Origin of the sequence: Pseudomonas quercus (assembly GCF_012033695.1) — a bacterium.
Classification (GTDB): Bacteria; Pseudomonadota; Gammaproteobacteria; order Pseudomonadales; family Pseudomonadaceae; genus Aquipseudomonas; species Aquipseudomonas quercus.
In genome coordinates this window covers 56,688-75,300 of record NZ_JAAVJI010000005.1, presented here as the reverse complement: position 1 = coordinate 75,300, position 18,613 = coordinate 56,688, and the positions used below count along the sequence as shown (strand labels likewise).

Sequence of the window (18,613 nt, the reverse complement as noted above, 5' to 3'; positions counted from 1 at the left end):
TCAGTCGATATACTCGAACAGCTTTACAATCTTCTGCACGCCGGAGACACCCTGCACCAAGGTAGTTGCCCGGTTAGCCTCCTGCTGAGTGACCAAGCCCAGCAAGTAGACAATGCCGTTCTCAGTCACCACCTTGATGCGTGAGCCAGGAATGGTGCTGTCGGCGAACATCTGGGTTTTGATCTTGGTGGTCAATACAGCGTCATTGCTGCGAGCGAGCAGGGAAGAGGGCTGGATGACCTGCAGTTCGTTCTCCACCTTTTTCACGCGCTGGACAGACGCAGCGGCTTGTTCGGCCATGGACTTGAGGTCTGCACGTGGTGTCTGGCCCGCCAGCAGCACGACGCCGTTGTAGCTGGTGACCACGATGTGAGAACCCTGATCCAGGTCAGGGCTGGCCTTGGCAACGTTTACCGCTACCTTGGTTTCGATCAGTGAGTCGTCGATCTTGCTACCCAGGGTGCGGGTGCCACGATTATCGTCGATCGGTTTTTCACGGGTAGCGGTCAGCACTGAGCTACAGCCGGAAAGGGCAAGGCAAATGGTCAGGGCCGCGAGGCCGATACGGGTGGGGCTCATTCTTCACTCCCGAACAGTTGGCTGTCGATCAAGTCGCAGAGGCAATGGATCGCCAGAAGGTGTACTTCCTGAATGCGTGCCGTCACTTGGGATGGTACACGTATCTCCACATCCTCAGGCAGCAACAGCGAGGCCATGCCGCCCCCGTCCCGGCCCGTAAGGGCCACAACCGTCATATCGCGGTCGTGTGCTGCCTGGATGGCCTGGATCATGTTGGCCGAGTTGCCGCTGGTTGAAATGGCCAGTAGCACATCCCCTGCCTGCCCCAGTGCACGAATCTGCTTGGAGAAGATTTCGTTGTAGCTGTAGTCGTTGGCGATGGACGTAATGGTCGAGCTGTCGGTAGACAGCGCGATGGCTGGCAGGCCGGGCCTTTCGCGTTCAAAGCGGTTCAGCATTTCGGAGGAGAAGTGTTGCGCATCCCCCGCAGAGCCCCCGTTCCCACAGGACAGTACTTTGCCCTCGCCAAGCATGGCATTGACCATTACCTGGCTGGCCAGCTCGATATGGGGTGCTAGCACCTCCATTGCGTGCTGCTTGGTGTCGATGCTGGCTTGAAACAGCCGGCGAATCCGGGATTGCATGTCCATCGTTTACCTTAAAAACCTGGCCCTGCCGTATACGCAGAGGCTTGTCGGCGAGGGCAGGGCGCTCGAGTTAACGAGATGAGTCGGGCGGGCCACCCTAGGGTCAGCTGGCGAAAGCATCCTTTAGCCAGGTAAGGCCAGGCGCATTAACGTCGTAACCTTCAAGCGCAATGATATCAAAACGGCATGGGTGTTCTGCCCAAGCGGGTGCCTGGAGCAGGAACCGTTGGGCCGCCGTGATCACACGTGCCTGCTTGCGGCGGTCGATGCTACCGAGTGCACCACCCCACTGGTGGTGCGCGCGATAACGAACTTCGGCGAATACTACTGTATCGCTGTCTAGCATGACCAGATCCAGTTCGCCCTCGCGGCAACGCCAGTTTCGGGCGATCACGGTCAAGCCGTGCTCGCACAAGTGTCGCTCAGCCCATGCTTCGGCCTGTTGACCTGCAAGGCCAGGGCTGGCTTTTGGCGTCATTGGCTACCAGCTGGCAGCGCTTCGACTTTGCCGTTGCTGAACCGAGCCCACGGCAACTGCCGCTCGATGCGCTGTGCGCTGTTCAGGCTGAGGCTGCCTGAAAGCCCTTCAATACGGTTGTCAGGCAGTGCCTTGAGCTGACCAAGGCGGGGGGCCAAGGTGTAGGCATCTGCCCCCATGGCATACAGGCGCCCCAGGCTGCCGTTGGCCTGTGGCCACTGGCGTGCCACCTGCTGGCGCAGGGCATTGTTTGCATCCAGCAACCACGGGGTTTCACAGAAGCGCACCCCATTGAGGTCGTTATACTGAGCCTGGTCCCCACTGGCACTGTAGATATGGGAAGTGGCATACACGGGCACATCGCCTGCGTACTGGTAGTTGAGCGTAGGCTTGATCTGTTGCGCTTGCTGAGGGGTCGCTGTCAGGTAGATGAAATCCACGTCCTGGCGCCGGGTGCCCTGGCCGCCGGTGCCCGTCTGCCTGACCTGCATCAGCTCAGCGATCTGCTGGGCCAGCGCCACAGGCTGGTCAACCTGAATGGCGGAGACCAGGCTGCCCCCGTTCGCCAGCCAGTCCTGTCTAAAGGCCGCTAGCACGCGGTCGCCAAATTCACCCTTGGGTACGATGGCCGCAGCGCTATGGAAGCCATCAGCCCGTGCGCGCCGTGCCACTTCGCGTGCCTCGTCTTCTGCGGCCAGGCCGAACTGGAACAGTTGCGCGGGGCCGGCCTGGGTGCTGTCACTGTAGTTGAGCGCCAAGGTAGTGATGGGTAGCTGGGCATGGCTGCTCAACTGCTTGACCAGGTTCTTCTCAAGAGGGCCCACCACCAGTTGGATGCCGGCAGCTTGAGCCTGGCGGTAAAAGTCGTCCATGGACGTGACACGGGAACTGTCGTACACCTCGATGGTAGGTGCGGGCTGGCCGGCCTGCAGCGCCTGGTAATGGGCAGCCATGAAACCGTCACGTAGCGCACGCGCCACGCCCGCCAACGGGCCTTGCTGAGGCAGCAGAAGCGCGATATGGTCCAGTGGCTGGTTGGTCAAGGCCATCAATTGCTGTACCGGTGCAGGAAGGGTATGAGCAGCAGGGTGGCTAGGGTGCTGGGCTTGCCAGGCCTGGATCGCCGCCTTCTGCTGATCCAGCGTGCCCGGTGTTTTCACCACTTGCGCCAGGCTGAGCCAGCCAGCCAGGTCATCGTTACCGGCAGGCTGCAATTGATCCGCTGGGAGGCTCGACACAAGCGCCCAGATGCTCTCCTGGTTGGCAGTTGCCCCCTCGCCCTGCAGCATGGGCGCCATGAATACGCGCTCACGTGCGGCGGCCAGCGGCTGCCCATCAGCTTCCAGTGCTTGGGCGCGAACGGTTTGGGTGCGTACCTGCTGCTCTATCGGCAACTCCCCCAAGTGCTGCAGGCTAGGGTGGCTCAATGCCGTAAGTGCTGCCTTGGCGTCGTTACGGCCCAAAGCCAGCTCAGCTAGCAATGTACTTGCAAAGACTTGTTGCCCCGGCTTGAGGCGGTTCAAGTCAACGCTGCCCAGGATCTGCGTAGCCTGTGCATCCTGGTGTTGCTCCCGGGCTTTGCTCGCGGCGCTCAGGCGCAATACCGCTGCCTCGTCAGGGGATTTACTGGCTGCCGCCTGCTGTAAAAGCTGCTCGACACTGAGGTTGGCCGTATTTGGCAGTTCACCCAGGGGCGAGCCCTGCTGGCTGGCACAGGCCGCAAGAAGCGTGGCCATGAATAAGGCGATTAGCAGACGCAGGCAACCGGTCATGTACATCTTCCTGATACGAATCGTTGAACGGGCAATTGTACCCAAGCCCTGTGGCCGGTGCGATGCTGCAGGCCGAGCCCCCTGAATGCGGCAAAAGCCGCCCGAGGTCGCTACAATGCCCGCTTTCCGGCGTTTCCAAGGTGTGTGCTGTGACCCTCTCAGGCGCGACAGATTCAACTTTAGGCACACTTTATGTAGTGGCCACTCCCATCGGCAACCTCGACGACATGACCCCGCGGGCCTTGCAGGTGCTCAAGAGTGTTGCGCTCATTGCGGCCGAAGACACGCGCCACTCCCTGCGCCTGCTCCAGCATTTCGGCATCTCCACGCCCCTGGCGGCCTGTCATGAACACAATGAGCGTGAAGACGGCGGCCGTTTCTTGGGCCGGCTTCAGGCTGGCGAGCACATTGCGCTGATTTCCGATGCCGGTACTCCGCTGATTTCGGACCCCGGTTATCACCTGGTGCGACAGGCGCGTGCCGTTGGCGTGCGCGTGGTGCCCGTACCTGGCGCATGCGCCGTCATTGCCGCCTTGTCGGCGGCAGGCCTACCTTCGGATCGCTTTATCTTTGAAGGCTTTTTGCCCGCCAAGGCAGCGGCCCGTGCCAGCAGGCTGGCAGCGCTGCAGGAAGAGCCTCGTACAATGATCTTCTATGAAGCGCCCCACCGTATCCTTGAGTCGGTGCAGGCCATGGAGCTGGCTTTTGGGGCAGACCGCCCTGCCGTGCTTGCACGCGAGCTGACCAAAACGTTCGAAACCCTCAAGGGCGTACCACTGGCTGAGTTGCGTGCTTTCATCGAGGCCGATCCCAACCAGCAACGCGGCGAGTGTGTCGTGCTGGTGGGTGGGTGGGTGGCGCCTGTGGGAGAGGAGGCCGTCAGCGCCGACGCCTTGCGTATTCTGGACCTACTGCTGGCAGAAATGCCCCTCAAGCGAGCCGCTGCTCTGGCGGCCCAGATCACAGGCGTGCGAAAGAACCTGCTGTACCAAGCCGCCCTTGATCGTCAGGCCTGATTAAAACGCAAAGGCCCCTCCCAGGCCATACAGCTGAAGGAAATGCCGCCGTGGGCTGGCCCCACGGCGGTAACGCCTGTATCCTTGGCGGCGGAGAGTCGGTTGGGCAGTCGCTGCCGTTGCATGCTCGCATGCGCGGGGGAGGAAAGTCCGGGCTCCATAGGGCAGAGTGCCAGGTAACGCCTGGGAGGCGCGAGCCTACGGAAAGTGCCACAGAAAATAACCGCCTAAGCGCTTCGGCGCCGGTAAGGGTGAAAAGGTGCGGTAAGAGCGCACCGCACGGCTGGTAACAGTTCGTGGTCAAGGCAAACCCCACTCGGAGCAAGACCAAATAGGGTTCCATAGGCGTGGCCCGCGCTGGAACCGGGTAGGTTGCTAAAGGTGTCCAGTGATGGCCATCGTAGAGGAATGACTGTCCTCGACAGAACCCGGCTTACAGGCCGGCTCTCCACCTTTTTCGTTTCTCCTCGCCGTTTCGCTTTTCCCCTCCCAGCGTTTCGCTTATCACCCCCTTTGGGTAATACCGAAAAAATCTTAATCATCCCGATTAGCTTTAACTATTTGACGTAATTGCCTGTATGGAAAGGGTATTTCCAGGTATTTCCGTTTCTATTTTGAGGGTTTCCACGCTCTCTATGCGCTAAATCACCGATATGTAAGGGAATTCACTGACCACGCGCCTTGACGCTGTAGGGAGCGGGTTCCTATAGTGTGCGCGAGTGGCGGGAAGTGGTAGGAAGTGGGAAATTCAGGCGCGTAGGGAATAACAGCGCGACAGTGTCTTTTTCGGGGTAGCTCAACAGTGTTTCGCGGAGCCAATGCCATCAGTCTCGACGCAAAGGGCCGTCTCGCTATGCCGAGCCGGTACCGTGACGAGCTGGATAAGCGCAGCTCTGGCCAGTTGATCATCACCATCGACACCGTTGACCGTTGCCTGAATGTCTATCCCCTCGACGAGTGGGAAATCATAGAAACCAAGCTCAAGGCGCTGCCCTCGTTGCGAGAAGAGGTCAAGCGCCTGCAACGGCTGCTTATCGGGAACGCCGTGGACCTGGAGCTGGATGCCAGCGGGCGCTTCCTGGTGCCGCCACGCCTGCGAGAACACGCTCGGCTGGACAAGAAGGCGATGCTGGTAGGCCAACTGAACAAGTTTCAACTGTGGGACGAGGACACCTGGAACGCAGTTTCCGCGGCGGACCTCGATGCTATCCAACAACCGGGCGCCATGCCTGACGAATTGCGTGACCTGATCCTGTGACGACTGACAGCAGCTTCAACCACATTACCGTGTTGCTAGACGAGGCGATCGAGGCCTTGGCCGTGCGCGCGGACGGCTGCTATATAGATGGCACGTTTGGCCGAGGCGGGCATAGCCGCCTGCTACTTGAACAACTGGGCAGCGACGGCCGGTTGCTGGGCTTCGACAAGGACCCTCTAGCCATTGCCACTGGGCAAGCGCTAGCGGCCGAAGACGGCCGCTTTGTCATTGTGCAGCGCAGTTTTGCTGAAATGGCCAGCCAAGCCCAGCAACTGGGCCTGTCCGGAAAAGTCAGTGGCATCCTTCTGGACCTGGGCGTGTCCTCGCCTCAGCTGGACGACCCCAGCCGCGGCTTCAGTTTCATGAACGACGGCCCGCTGGACATGCGCATGGACCCAGACCGTGGCATCAGCGCTGCACAGTTCATCGCCCAGGCGCCCGAGGAAGAAATTGCCCGTGTGTTCAAGGAGTATGGGGAAGAGCGTTTTGCCCGGCGGATGGCCCGTGCCGTGGTGGAGCGCCGTGCGCAGCAGCCCTTCGAGCGCACAGGTGACTTGGCCGAGGTGCTTAAAGTCGCCAACCCGGCCTGGGAAAAGCACAAGCACCCGGCAACACGTGCGTTCCAGGGGCTGCGCATTCATGTGAACAATGAACTGGCAGACCTGGAGGCCGGCCTGCAATCGGCTTTGGACATTCTGGCAGTAGGCGGCCGGCTGGTGGTGATCAGCTTCCACTCCCTGGAAGATCGCATCGTGAAACTGTTCATGCGGCGCCTGGAGAAGGGCGAAGCCGACACCTTGCCGCGCAACCTGCCTGTGCAGGTTCAGCGGTTCGAACCGGTTATTCGTACATTGGGCAAGGCGCGTTTTGCGTCTGAAGAAGAGCTAAAGGCCAACCCGCGCTCACGCAGCGCCGTCATGCGCGTGGCGGAGAAACTACGGTGAGCAAGGTGTTCTTCAAACCCCTGCCCACCGGGAGCTTCCTTATGCTGCTGCTGTTTGTGGCGGTACTGGTGTCGTCCATTGCCGTGGCTTACAGCGCACACCTCAACCGTACCCTGCTCAACGGCCTTTACACCGAGTTGAGCGAACGGGACAAAGCACAGGCCGAATGGGGCCGGCTGATTCTGGAACAAAGCACCTGGACGGCCCATAGCCGCATCGAGGCCCTGGCCACCGACCAATTGAAGATGCATGTGCCCGATGCCGCCGATGTACGCATGGTGGCGCCATGATGAAGCTGGAAGGGGCGCTCTTCCCCTGGCGTTTTCGCGTGGTGCTGGGGTTGCTGGGCATCATGGTGGCCGCCATCAGTTGGCGCATCATCGACCTCCAGGTCATCGACCGGGCCTTTCTCAAGGGGCAGGGCGATGCGCGCAGCATGCGTCATATTCCCATTCCAGCTCACCGTGGGCTGATCACCGACCGTAACGGCGAACCCTTGGCCGTTAGTACGCCCGTAAGTACGCTCTGGGCCAACCCCAAGGAGCTGCAGCTGGCCAAGGACCGCTGGCCCGAGCTTGCACGTGCACTGGGGCAAGACCCGGCGCAAATGAGCGAGCGGTTCGAAGCCAACGCCAGCAAGGAATTCCTTTACCTGGTGCGCGGCCTTACGCCGGAGCAGGGCCAGGCTGTGATGGACCTGAAAGTGCCAGGTGTGTACAGCCTTGAGGAATTCCGCCGCTTTTACCCAGCGGGCGACGTAACCGCCCACATGGTGGGCTTCACCGACCTGGACGACCACGGCCGTGAGGGCGTGGAACTGGCCTATGACGAATGGCTGGCAGGCGTGGCTGGCAGGCGCCAAGTGATCAAGGACCGCCGCGGGCGATTGATTCGCGACGTGCAGGTCACGAAGAATGCCAAAGCCGGGAAAACCCTGGCCCTGTCCATTGACCTGCGCCTGCAGTACCTGGCTACCCGCGAACTGCGAAAGGCCATTACCGACAACCAGGCCAAGGCGGGCAGCCTGGTGATCATGGACGTGAAAACCGGCGAAGTGCTGGCCATGGTCAACATGCCCACCTACAACCCCAACAACCGTCGCACCATGGTCCCGGCTGCCATGCGTAACCGTGCGATCATCGACGTGTTCGAACCCGGTTCCACAATGAAGCCGCTGTCCATGAGTGCAGCACTGGAAACCGGTCGCTGGAAACCCACCGATAAGGTCGAGGTGTATCCCGGCTCGTTGCAGATCGGCCGCTACACCATCAAGGACGTGTCCAAGAGCGAGGGTCCTGTACTGGACCTTACGGGCATTCTGATCAACTCCAGTAACGTGGGCATGAGCAAGGTGGCGTTCGATGTAGGTGGCGAGAACATCTACCGCGTGATGTCATCCGTCGGCCTGGGCCAGTACTCAGGCCTCGGGTTCCCAGGCGAGCGGGTAGGCAACCTGCCCAACCACCGCGAATGGCACAAGGCTGAAACCGCCACCTTGTCCTACGGCTATGGCCTGTCGGTCACCGCTCTGCAGCTGGTGCATGCCTACGCTACCCTGGCCAACCATGGCAAGCTGGTGCCGTTGTCGATCCTCAAGGTAGATAACGAACCCGAGGGTGCGCAGGTTATTCCGCAGAACGTGGCCTCCACCATCCAAGGCATGCTTCAGCAAGTGATCGAGGCGCCCCGTGGCGTGTACCGCGCTCAGGTGCCGGGCTACCACGTTGCCGGTAAGAGCGGTACCGCGCGCAAGGCCACCATTGGTTCGCGCGGTTACACCGAAAACGCCTACCGTTCCTTGTTTGCCGGCTTCGGCCCCATCAGCAACCCGCGGTATGCCGTGGTGGTGGTGATCGATGAGCCGGGTGCAGGGGGTTACTTCGGTGGCCTGGTATCGGCCCCTGTGTTCAGCAAGGTCATGTCCGGTACGTTGCGCCTGATGAACGTGCCGCCAGACAACCTCCCTGCCACGCCGCAGCAGCAGGCCAACGCCACGCCCGTGGCTGTCCCTCTGGCTGCCCCTGTCAAAGGACGGCAAGGCTGATGAGCATGCCCTTGACTCACCTGTTCCCGGATGCCGGGCGTGACCCGCTCATTCGTGAGCTGGCCTTGGACAGCCGCGACGTGCGGCCCGGTGACCTGTTCCTGGCCGTCCCGGGCGCCCGCGTAGACGGGCGTGCGCATATTGCCGATGCCTTGGTGCGAGGGGCGGCGGCGGTTGCCTACGAAGCCCAAGGCGCTACAGTGCTGCCGCTTACCGACACGCCATTGATCCCTGTTCGTGGCTTGGCTGGGCAACTGTCTGCCATTGCCGGCCGTTTCTATTCCGAGCCTGGCCGGCACCTGCGATTGATCGGGGTTACAGGCACCAACGGTAAAACGAGTGTTACCCAACTGATTGCCCAGGCATTGGACCACCTCGGCCTGCCGTGCGGCTTGATCGGCACCTTGGGTAGCGGGTTTCATGGGGAGCTCAAAAGCGGCCGCATGACCACGCCTGACCCCGTAAGTGTTCAGGCCACGCTGGCCGACCTGCGCAAGGCCGGGGCACGTGCGGTTGCCATGGAGGTGTCTTCGCATGCGCTAGAGCAAAGCCGGGTCGCGGCCTTGGACTTCGGCATCGCCGTCTTCACCAACCTGTCCCGCGATCACCTGGATTACCACGGCAGCATGCAGGCCTATGGGCAGGCCAAGGCAAAACTGTTTGCCTGGCCTACGCTACGCGCCCGTGTCATCAACCTGGACGACGCGTTCGGCCAGGACCTGGCGTCCCGGCCAGGCGTGTCCAAGGTCATCAGCTACAGCCTCGAAGACGACAGTGCCACGCTGTATTGCCGAGACGCCCGTTTCGACGACCATGGCGTGAGCGCGACATTGGTCACTGCCCACGGTACGTTCAGCCTGCGCAGTACATTGCTTGGGCGCTTCAACCTGAGCAACCTGCTGGCCGCCATCGGTGCCCTGGTCTCGCTGGATTACCCGCTGGATGAAATTCTAAAAGCTGTTCCACGTTTGCAAGGGCCCGAAGGGCGTGTGCAGCGCCTGGGTGGCGGAAATCGGCCACTGGTCGTGGTCGATTATGCCCACACACCCGACGCCCTTGAAAAAGTGCTCCAGGCCCTTCGCCCGCATGCGACACGCCAGCTGGTATGCCTGTTCGGCTGTGGTGGCGACCGTGACCGTGGCAAGCGGCCCTTGATGGCCAGCATGGTCGAGCGCCTGGCCGACCGCGTGATCGTGACGGATGACAACCCTCGCAGCGAGGCCCCGGAAGCGATCTTCGCTGACATACGCCCAGGTTTTGACCAGCCGGACCAGGCCTGCTTCGTAGCGGGGCGCGGCGCCGCTATCGCTCAGGCTATCGCCCAGGCAAAAGCCGGGGATGTAGTAGTACTGGCCGGCAAGGGCCATGAGGATTACCAGGAAATTCTAGGAGAGCGCCAGCCGTTCTCCGACATTCAACAGGCCTCACAGGCCCTGGCCACCTGGGAGGCAGACCATGCTTGAACCCCTGTCCCTGAGCCGCGTGGCCACTGCCCTCAATGGGCAACTGGCAGGCGAGGACTGCACCTTTAACGGCGTCAGTATCGACAGCCGCAACATTGTTCCGGGCCAGTTGTTCATTGCGCTGGCTGGCCCTCGTTTCGATGGCCACGACTACCTGGCCGATGTAGCGGCCAAAGGCGCTGTTGCGGCGCTAGTGGAGCACCCGGTAAGCGACGTTAACTTGCCACAGCTGGTGGTAAGGGATTGTCGCGTGGCATTGGGCCAGTTAGGTGCATTGAATCGCGACGCGTTCAATGGGCCAGTTGCGGCCATTACCGGCTCCAGTGGCAAAACCACTGTCAAGGAAATGTTGGCGGCGGTGCTGCGTGTGCGTGGCCCGGCACTGGCCACTCGCGGCAACCTGAACAATGACCTGGGTGCACCCCTGACGCTGCTGGAGCTGAGTGAAGAACATTGGGCGGCTGTGATTGAGCTGGGCGCCTCGCGTGTCGGCGAGATCCGCTACACCGTCGGCCTTACCCGGCCGTTGGTTGCATTGATAAACAACGCAGGAACCGCCCATGTAGGCGAATTTGGCGGCCCTGAAAAAATCGTCGAGGCCAAGGGTGAAATCCTTGAGGGCCTGGGTGATGGCGGCGTCGCGGTGCTCAACCTGGATGACAAGGCGTTTCCCCTATGGGCCGCCCGGGCAGGCACGCATACGGTGCTGACCTTTTCCCTGACAAACCCCGAGGCCAGTTTCCACGCTGGCCCTGTGAGTACGGATGCCCGTGGCTGCCCGGCCTTCGAACTGCGCTGCAAGGACGGTATCGAGCCTGTTCAGCTGAACTTGTTGGGCGAGCACAATGTGCGCAATGCCCTGGCGGCGGCGGCTGCGGCGCGCGCCATGGGCGCCACGCTGCCGGAGATCGCGCGGGGCCTGAACAGCGTGCAGCCGGTCAAGGGCCGCACGGTGTCGCAGGTCACGGCACAGGGTACGCGCGTTATTGATGATACTTACAACGCTAACCCCTCCTCGGTAGCGGCGGCGGTTGATATACTCGCCGGCTTTTCCGGTCGCACTGTCCTGGTGCTCGGGGACATCGGCGAGCTGGGGGACTGGGCAATCGAAGGCCACCGCGAGGTCGGCACCTATGCCCGGGGCAAGGTCAGCGCGCTATACGCTGTTGGTCCGCTCATGGCCAACGCCGTCATTACCTTTGGTGAACACGCCCGCCATTTTCACACCCAGGCTGAACTGATTGCGGCATTGGCCGCTGAGCAGGTCGCCGACACAACCATTTTAATAAAAGGCTCGCGCAGCGCTGCGATGGAACACGTCGTAGCGGCCTTGTGCGGTGCAAGCGGGGAGACACATTAATGCTGCTGCTGTTGGCCGAATTCCTTCAACAGTTCTACAAGGGCTTTGCGGTCTTTCAGTACCTCACCCTGCGCGGGATACTGGGTGTACTGACAGCGCTGGTCCTGGCGCTGTGCCTGGGGCCTTGGTTCATTCGTACCTTGCAGATTCGCCAGATCGGCCAGGCCGTGCGCAATGATGGCCCGCAATCGCACCTGTCCAAGTCGGGTACCCCCACCATGGGCGGTGCGCTCATCCTGTCCGCCATCGGCGTTAGCACACTGCTGTGGGCTGACCTGACCAACCGTTACGTGTGGGTGGTGCTGGCCGTTACTTTCGCGTTCGGGGCCATCGGCTGGGTCGATGACTACCGCAAGGTGATCGAAAAGAACTCGCGCGGCCTGCCCAGCCGCTGGAAGTATTTCTGGCAATCGGTATTCGGCATCTGTGCGGCCGTGTTCCTCTACACCACGGCCAATTCACCCGTGGAAACCACACTGATCATTCCGTTATTCAAGGACGCCAGTATTGCCTTAGGTGCGGGCTTCATGGTGTTGGCGTACCTGGTTATCGTGGGTTCGAGCAATGCGGTGAACCTTACTGACGGCCTGGATGGGCTGGCGATTCTGCCTACCGTAATGGTGGGGGGAGCGTTGGGGATCTTCTGCTACTTGTCCGGCAACGTGAAATTTGCAGACTACCTGCTGATCCCTTATGTACCGGGCGCTGGCGAGCTGATTGTGTTCTGCGGCGCGCTGATTGGCGCCGGCCTTGGTTTTCTGTGGTTCAACACGTACCCCGCACAGGTGTTCATGGGGGACGTAGGCGCGCTCGCGCTGGGCGCCGCCCTGGGTACCATCGCCGTTATCGTTCGACAGGAAATCGTCCTGTTCATCATGGGTGGGGTGTTCGTGATGGAAACGCTGTCCGTGGTGATCCAGGTCGCCTCCTTCAAGCTGACTGGAAAACGCGTATTCCGCATGGCACCCATCCACCACCATTTCGAACTCAAAGGCTGGCCCGAGCCCCGGGTGATCGTGCGCTTCTGGATCATTACCGTGATCCTGGTGCTGATCGGCCTGGCCACGTTGAAGCTGAGGTAACCCATAGTGTCGCTGATCGCTTCCGATCAATTCCGCATCGTTGTCGGCCTCGGCAAGAGCGGCATGTCCCTGGTTCGCTTCCTGGCGAAGCAGGGCGTTGCCTTTGCCGTAGCCGACACGCGCGCGAACCCTCCGGAGCTGGCGACCTTGCAGCGTGACTTCCCCTATGTGGACGTGCGTTGCGGTGAACTGGATGTGGATTTCCTCTGCCGTGCCAGCGAATTGTATGTCAGCCCCGGCCTTACAGTAGCCACGCCGGCCCTGGTAGAGGCGGCCTTGCGAGGCGTAAAGCTAAGCGGTGATATTGACCTGTTCGCCCGCCATGCCAAGGCGCCCATCATTGCCATTACCGGTTCCAATGCCAAAAGCACTGTGACAACGCTGGTAGGTGACATGGCGCAAGCGGCTGGCAAGCGCGTGGCCGTGGGCGGGAACCTGGGTACGCCCGCGCTGGACTTGCTGGCAGATGACGTGGAGCTGTACGTGATCGAGCTCTCAAGCTTCCAGCTCGAAACCACCCACCAGCTCAATGCCGAAGTCGCCACCGTGCTGAACCTCAGTGAAGACCACATGGACCGCTATAGCGGCATACCAGGCTATCACCAGGCGAAACATCGGATTTTCCGCGGTGCCCGCCAGGCGGTGATCAACCGGCAGGATGCACTGACGCGCCCGCTGCTGCGCGATGACATGCGCGCAGGGTCGTTCGGGCTGGATGTGCCTGACTTGAACGCCTTTGGCCTGCGCCAGGAGGCAGGTGCCAAATACCTCGCCTTTGGCCAAACGCTCTTGCTGCCGGTCAGTGAGCTCAAGGTCCGTGGCGCACACAACCAGGCCAATGCGCTGGCTGCCCTTGCGTTGGGCCATGCCGCCGGCTTGCCCATGGCCGCCATGCTTGAAGCCCTACGGGGTTTCACTGGCCTGGCACACCGGTGCCAATGGCTGGGCGAACGTAACGGCGTGGCCTGGTACGACGACTCCAAAGCCACCAACGTGGGAGCGGCGCTGGCCGCTATCGAGGGCCTGGGCAGCGACATCGCTGGCAAGCTGGTGCTGGTGGCCGGTGGCGATGGCAAAGGGGCCGACTTTTCTGGCCTGCGTGCACCGGTGAGCCGGTATTGCCGGGCGGTGGTATTGATTGGCCGTGACGCCCAGCGTGTGGCGCAAGCCTTGGATGAACAGGTAGTAAAAGTGCACGTGAACGATTTGAATGCCGCCGCCCGGTGTTGCGCCGAGTTGGCCGAGCCAGGCGATGCCGTTCTATTGTCGCCGGCGTGCGCCAGCCTGGACATGTTCCGTAACTATGAAGAACGCGGGCGGCTGTTCGCCCAAGCCGTGGAGGCATTGGCATGATCTTCAACGCCATCAAGCCTTACCCCTCGCCGCTGATCGGTAACCGTGGGATCGATATCGACTTCCCCATGCTGGCAGGTTGCCTGGCATTGCTGGGCCTAGGGCTGGTGATGATCACGTCGGCGTCGTCTGAAGTAGCGGCGGCCCAGACCGGTAACACCCTTTACAACATGGTTCGCCACCTGATCTATCTGGTGTTGGGCCTGGGGGCGTGCGGGGTCACTCTGCTGATCCCTATCGCCACCTGGCAACGCATGGGCTGGATACTGCTGGCAGGGGCGTTCGGCTTGCTGTTCATGGTTATCGTGCCAGGCATTGGCCGTGAGGTGAACGGCTCCATGCGCTGGATCGGCTTCGGGGCGTTCAACGTTCAGCCCTCGGAATTGGCTAAGGTGTTCGTGGTGATCTTCCTGGCCGGTTACCTGGTAAGGCGCCAGACCGAAGTGCGCGAAACCTGGATGGGTTTCTTCAAACCGTTCATTGTGCTGATGCCCATGGCCGTGCTGCTGCTGATGGAGCCAGACTTCGGCGCCACCGTGGTGATGATGGGGGCGGCTGCGGCCATGCTGTTCCTCGGGGGAGTAGGGCTGTTCCGCTTTGCCTTGATGGTAGTGCTGGCCGTTGGCGCGGTCTTTGTGCTGGTACAGGCTCAGCCTTATCGCATGGCGCGCCTGATCACCTTTACTGACCCCTGGTCGGACCAGTTCGGCTCTGGCTACCAGCTTACTCAGGCGCTGATCGCCTTTGGCCGTGGTGAATGGTTCGGCGTAGGCCTGGGTAACAGCGTCCAGAAGCAATTCTACCTGCCTGAAGCGCACACCGACTTCGTGTTCTCGGTCCTGGCCGAGGAGCTGGGCGTAGTAGGCTCCCTATGCACGGTGGCCCTGTTCGTATTTGTGTGCATTCGCGGCATGTACATCGGCCTGTGGGCCGAGCGCTCCAAGCAGTTTTTTGCGGCGTACATGGCCTACGGTCTGTCGTTCCTGTGGATCGGCCAGTTCCTGATCAATATCGGCGTAAACGTTGGGCTGCTACCCACCAAGGGCCTGACCTTGCCGTTCCTCAGCTACGGAGGCAGCTCGCTGGTGATCTGCTGTGCCTGCCTGGGCCTGTTGCTGCGGATCGAGTGGGAAAGCCGTACGCACCTGGGCAGCGAAGAGGTGGAGTTCACCGAGAAGGACTTTGCCGAGGAGCCACGTCATGCCCGGTAACGTATTGATCATGGCCGGTGGTACCGGGGGGCATGTGTTCCCGGCGCTGGCCTGTGCGCGGGAATTCCAGGCGCGTGGGTACGCTGTGCACTGGCTGGGCACACCTCGAGGTATCGAAAACGAACTCGTGCCGGCTGCGGGCATCACGCTGCACACCATCCAGGCCAGCGGGTTGCGGGGCAAAGGCCGCTTGGCCTTGCTCAAAGCACCGTTGATGCTGGCCAGGTCAGTTTTGCAGGCGCGCGCGATCATCAAGCAGCTGAAGCCTGTGTGCGTTGTAGGCTTTGGCGGCTATGTCACAGGGCCTGGCGGCCTGGCCGCACGGCTGAGCCAGGTACCCGTGATCGTGCACGAGCAGAATGCTGTGGCTGGCACCGCCAACCGGCTGCTGGCCCCCTTGGCCAGCCGTATCTGCGAAGCCTTCCCGCAGACCTTCGCCGCCTCGGCCAAACGCCGCACCACAGGTAACCCTGTGCGCACCGAACTGTTTCTGGAAACCCCCCGCCAGCCCTTGGCAGGCCGCCGCGCGCGCCTGCTGGTGATGGGCGGCAGCCTGGGTGCCGAGCCTTTGAACAAGCTGGTCCCCATGGCGCTCGCGGCGCTGCCTGAAGCAGAGCGCCCAGAGGTGTTCCATCAGGCTGGCAAGGTGCACGACGGCGTGACAGCCGAGCGCTACAAGGCCGCTGGTGTTACAGCCCAGGTCGCGCCTTTCATTGCAGATATGGCTCAGGCCTATGCCTGGGCAGACCTGGTGATCTGCCGTGCCGGTGCCCTGACCGTCAGCGAGCTGGCTGCCGCTGGCTTGCCCTCGCTGCTGGTACCCTTGCCCCACGCCATTGACGACCATCAGAGCCGCAATGCCGAATTTCTGGCCCGTGAAGGCGCTGCCTTCGTGATGCCGCAAGCAACAACCGGCGCCGCCGAACTGGCCGCGCGCCTTGAAGAGGTTTTGATGCAACCGCACACACTCGTGACCATGGCCGAGACTGCCCGCCGCCTGGCGAAACCCGATGCAACCCGCAGCGTTGTGAACGCGTGCCTGGAGGTGGCCCATGGTTGAGAGCCAACGTGCCATGCCACAACCTGAAATGCGCCGCATCCGCCGCATCCACTTCGTAGGTATCGGCGGGGTGGGCATGTGCGGAATTGCCGAGGTGCTGCTCAACCTTGGCTATCAGGTATCGGGCTCAGACCTGAAAGACTCAGCCGTGACCAATCGCCTGCGCGATTTCGGTGCGGAAGTGTTCATTGGCCACCGCGCTGAAAACGCTGCGCGCGCCGATGTGCTGGTAGTGTCCAGTGCTGTGAACGTCAGCAACCCTGAAGTGGCGACTGCACTTGAGCGTCGCATTCCTGTGGTGCGCCGTGCCGAAATGTTGGCTGAACTGATGCGCTACCGTCATGGTATCGCTGTGGCCGGCACCCACGGCAAAACCACCACCACCAGCCTGCTGGCGTCGGTATTCGCCGCAGGTGGCCTGGACCCAACTTTTGTGATCGGTGGCCGCCTCAATGCAGCCGGCACCAATGCTCAGCTGGGCGGCAGCCGGTACCTGATCGCCGAAGCCGATGAAAGCGATGCGAGCTTCCTGCACCTGCAGCCGCTGGTAGCCGTTGTCACCAACATCGACGCCGACCACATGGAAACCTACGAAGGCGACTTCAACAAGTTGAAGAAGACCTTTGTGGAGTTTCTCCACAACCTGCCGTTCTACGGCCTGGCCGTAGTGTGCGTCGACGATGCCGTGGTACGGGAAATTCTGCCCCAGGTCGCACGGCCCACGGTGACCTATGGTGTGCACGAAGCCGCTGATGTGCGGGCGATCAACCTTCGGCAGGACGGCATGCAAACGTACTTTACGGTACTGCGCCGCGACCGCGAGCCGCTGGACGTGTCGGTGAACATGCCGGGCAATCACAATGTACTCAACGCGCTGGCCACCATTGCCATCGCCACCGACGAGGGCATCAGCGACGAGGCCATTGTGGCCGGGCTGTCCTGCTTCCAAGGGGTGGGCCGCCGCTTCCAGGTGTATGGCGAACTGCCGGTGGACGGTGGGTCGGTGATGCTGGTGGATGACTACGGGCATCACCCACGTGAAGTGTCTGCAGTCATCCAGGCCGTTCGGGGCGGATGGCCCGAGCGCCGCCTGGTGATGCTCTATCAGCCGCACCGGTACAGCCGCACACGCGACCTGTACGATGACTTCGTGCAGGTGCTGGCCGATGCCAACGTACTCATGCTGATGGAAGTGTACCCGGCCGGGGAAGAGCCTATTCCAGGCGCCGATAGCCGCCAGTTGTGCCGCAGCATCCGCCAGCGTGGCCAGTTGGACCCGATCTACGTGGAGCGAGGTACGGACATCGCACCTGTGGTCAAGCCTTTGCTACGCCCGGGTGACATCCTGTTGTGCCAAGGCGCAGGGGATGTTGGCACCATTGCGCCTCAGTTGCTGAAAAGCCCGTTGTTTGCCGGTGCAGTTGCCACCCTAGGGAAAAACCAATGAACGCCCGTGCCTATGAGAGCCTGAAGTCCACCATCCCGCCCAGCGACTTCGGCCGCGTTGCTGTGTTGTATGGCGGCACCAGTGCCGAGCGTGAGGTATCGCTCAAGTCCGGCGCTCAGGTGTTGAGCGCGCTGCAGGCCGCAGGTGTAGACGCCTTCGGCATCGATGTGGGCAGTGATCTGCTGCACGTGCTGTTGCGCGAAAAGATCGACCGCGCTTTTATCATTCTTCATGGCCGTGGCGGTGAAGATGGCAGCATGCAAGGCCTGCTTGAATGCCTGGGTATCCCCTACACTGGCAGCGGCATCCTGGCGTCAGCCTTGGCCATGGACAAGCTACGCACCAAGCAGGTGTGGCACAGCCAGGGAATTTCGACCCCTCGCCATGCAGTGCTGGCCAGCGAAGCCGATTGCGTTTCGGCGGCTACGGAACTGGGCTTCCCTTTGATCGTCAAACCCGCCCATGAAGGTTCAAGTATCGGCATGGCGAAGGTGACCAGCAGCAACGAACTGGTCGCCGCGTGGAAAGACGCCAGCGCCTATGACTCGCAAGTTCTGGTCGAACAATGGATAGACGGCCCGGAATTCACCGTGGCCGTTCTCCGTGGCCAGGTCCTGCCTGCGATCGCCTTGGGTACGCCCCACACGTTTTACGACTACGACGCCAAGTACGTGGCAAATGATACCCAATACCGCATCCCCTGTGGCCTGGCCCCTGAAAAGGAACAGGAGCTGATGGAGTTGTGTCAGCGCGCCTGCGTGGCTATTGGGGTCAGCGGCTGGGGGCGGGTGGATGTGATGCAGGATGCCGACGGCACCTTCTGGTTACTGGAAGTGAATACCGCGCCAGGCATGACTGATCACAGCCTCGTACCCATGGCAGCGCGTGCCGCCGGGCTGGATTTCCAGCAGCTGGTAGTGTCCATTCTGGCCGACTCATTGCAGGCGAGGGGCTAACCC

At 61.6% G+C, this 18,613-nt stretch carries 17 protein-coding genes and 1 other RNA gene; 14 read left to right on the top strand and 4 right to left on the bottom strand.

Going from position 1 to position 18,613, the window contains the following annotated elements:
* The 4 genes from HBH25_RS10820 to HBH25_RS10805 form a co-directional block, all read right to left on the bottom strand.
* Positions 1-579, bottom strand: coding sequence for a BON domain-containing protein (locus HBH25_RS10820; protein WP_168083926.1), 579 nt, complete (start codon positions 577-579; stop codon positions 1-3).
* Complete coding sequence (locus HBH25_RS10815; protein ID WP_168083925.1) at positions 576-1,169, bottom strand: phosphoheptose isomerase; 594 nt, start codon at positions 1,167-1,169, stop codon at positions 576-578. The genes HBH25_RS10820 and HBH25_RS10815 overlap by 4 nt, the downstream gene beginning before the upstream one ends.
* A 100-nt stretch (positions 1,170-1,269) precedes the next feature.
* Positions 1,270-1,644, bottom strand: coding sequence for a YraN family protein (locus tag HBH25_RS10810; RefSeq protein WP_168083924.1), 375 nt, complete (start codon positions 1,642-1,644; stop codon positions 1,270-1,272).
* On the bottom strand, positions 1,641-3,416 hold the full coding sequence (locus tag HBH25_RS10805; RefSeq protein ID WP_168083923.1) for a penicillin-binding protein activator: 1,776 nt from the start codon (positions 3,414-3,416) through the stop codon (positions 1,641-1,643). The genes HBH25_RS10810 and HBH25_RS10805 overlap by 4 nt, the downstream gene beginning before the upstream one ends.
* Positions 3,417-3,565: 149 nt before the next feature.
* Between HBH25_RS10805 and rsmI the strand changes: the two genes are divergently transcribed.
* From rsmI to HBH25_RS10735, 14 genes are all read left to right on the top strand, one after another.
* Positions 3,566-4,432 (top strand): 16S rRNA (cytidine(1402)-2'-O)-methyltransferase, encoded by an 867-nt coding sequence (rsmI, locus tag HBH25_RS10800; RefSeq protein WP_324616887.1) that lies wholly within the window; start codon positions 3,566-3,568, stop codon positions 4,430-4,432.
* A 94-nt stretch (positions 4,433-4,526) separates the two neighbouring features.
* An RNA gene (rnpB, locus tag HBH25_RS10795) (RNase P RNA component class A) lies at positions 4,527-4,884 on the top strand.
* Between the two features lie 350 nt (positions 4,885-5,234).
* Positions 5,235-5,690 (top strand): division/cell wall cluster transcriptional repressor MraZ, encoded by a 456-nt coding sequence (gene mraZ / locus HBH25_RS10790; RefSeq protein ID WP_168083922.1) that lies wholly within the window; start codon positions 5,235-5,237, stop codon positions 5,688-5,690.
* Complete coding sequence (gene rsmH, locus HBH25_RS10785) at positions 5,687-6,634, top strand: 16S rRNA (cytosine(1402)-N(4))-methyltransferase RsmH (RefSeq protein ID WP_168083921.1); 948 nt, start codon at positions 5,687-5,689, stop codon at positions 6,632-6,634. The genes mraZ and rsmH overlap by 4 nt, the downstream gene beginning before the upstream one ends.
* On the top strand, positions 6,631-6,924 hold the full coding sequence (ftsL, locus tag HBH25_RS10780) for a cell division protein FtsL (RefSeq protein ID WP_168083920.1): 294 nt from the start codon (positions 6,631-6,633) through the stop codon (positions 6,922-6,924). The genes rsmH and ftsL overlap by 4 nt, the downstream gene beginning before the upstream one ends.
* The gene (locus tag HBH25_RS10775; protein WP_168084126.1) at positions 6,924-8,678 is read left to right on the top strand and encodes a peptidoglycan D,D-transpeptidase FtsI family protein; all 1,755 of its coding nucleotides are present in this window, start codon (positions 6,924-6,926) and stop codon (positions 8,676-8,678) included. The genes ftsL and HBH25_RS10775 overlap by 1 nt, the downstream gene beginning before the upstream one ends.
* Positions 8,678-10,141 carry a UDP-N-acetylmuramoyl-L-alanyl-D-glutamate--2,6-diaminopimelate ligase gene (locus HBH25_RS10770; protein ID WP_168083919.1) on the top strand — a complete coding sequence of 488 codons (1,464 nt, stop codon included), beginning with the start codon at positions 8,678-8,680 and terminating at the stop codon, positions 10,139-10,141. Before HBH25_RS10775 ends, HBH25_RS10770 begins: the two co-directional genes overlap by 1 nt.
* Positions 10,134-11,501, top strand: coding sequence for a UDP-N-acetylmuramoyl-tripeptide--D-alanyl-D-alanine ligase (locus HBH25_RS10765; RefSeq protein WP_168083918.1), 1,368 nt, complete (start codon positions 10,134-10,136; stop codon positions 11,499-11,501). Before HBH25_RS10770 ends, HBH25_RS10765 begins: the two co-directional genes overlap by 8 nt.
* Positions 11,501-12,583 carry a phospho-N-acetylmuramoyl-pentapeptide-transferase gene (gene mraY / locus HBH25_RS10760; protein ID WP_168083917.1) on the top strand — a complete coding sequence of 361 codons (1,083 nt, stop codon included), beginning with the start codon at positions 11,501-11,503 and terminating at the stop codon, positions 12,581-12,583. Before HBH25_RS10765 ends, mraY begins: the two co-directional genes overlap by 1 nt.
* Positions 12,584-12,589: 6 nt before the next feature.
* On the top strand, positions 12,590-13,936 hold the full coding sequence (gene murD, locus HBH25_RS10755; protein WP_168083916.1) for a UDP-N-acetylmuramoyl-L-alanine--D-glutamate ligase: 1,347 nt from the start codon (positions 12,590-12,592) through the stop codon (positions 13,934-13,936).
* Positions 13,933-15,147, top strand: a complete 1,215-nt coding sequence (gene ftsW, locus HBH25_RS10750) for a putative lipid II flippase FtsW (RefSeq protein ID WP_178088930.1) — start codon at positions 13,933-13,935, stop codon at positions 15,145-15,147. Before murD ends, ftsW begins: the two co-directional genes overlap by 4 nt.
* On the top strand, positions 15,137-16,207 hold the full coding sequence (gene murG, locus HBH25_RS10745; protein WP_168083915.1) for an undecaprenyldiphospho-muramoylpentapeptide beta-N-acetylglucosaminyltransferase: 1,071 nt from the start codon (positions 15,137-15,139) through the stop codon (positions 16,205-16,207). Before ftsW ends, murG begins: the two co-directional genes overlap by 11 nt.
* Complete coding sequence (gene murC, locus HBH25_RS10740; protein WP_168083914.1) at positions 16,200-17,654, top strand: UDP-N-acetylmuramate--L-alanine ligase; 1,455 nt, start codon at positions 16,200-16,202, stop codon at positions 17,652-17,654. The genes murG and murC overlap by 8 nt, the downstream gene beginning before the upstream one ends.
* Complete coding sequence (locus tag HBH25_RS10735) at positions 17,651-18,610, top strand: D-alanine--D-alanine ligase (protein WP_168083913.1); 960 nt, start codon at positions 17,651-17,653, stop codon at positions 18,608-18,610. The genes murC and HBH25_RS10735 overlap by 4 nt, the downstream gene beginning before the upstream one ends.
* The last annotated feature ends 3 nt before the right edge of the window (positions 18,611-18,613 follow it).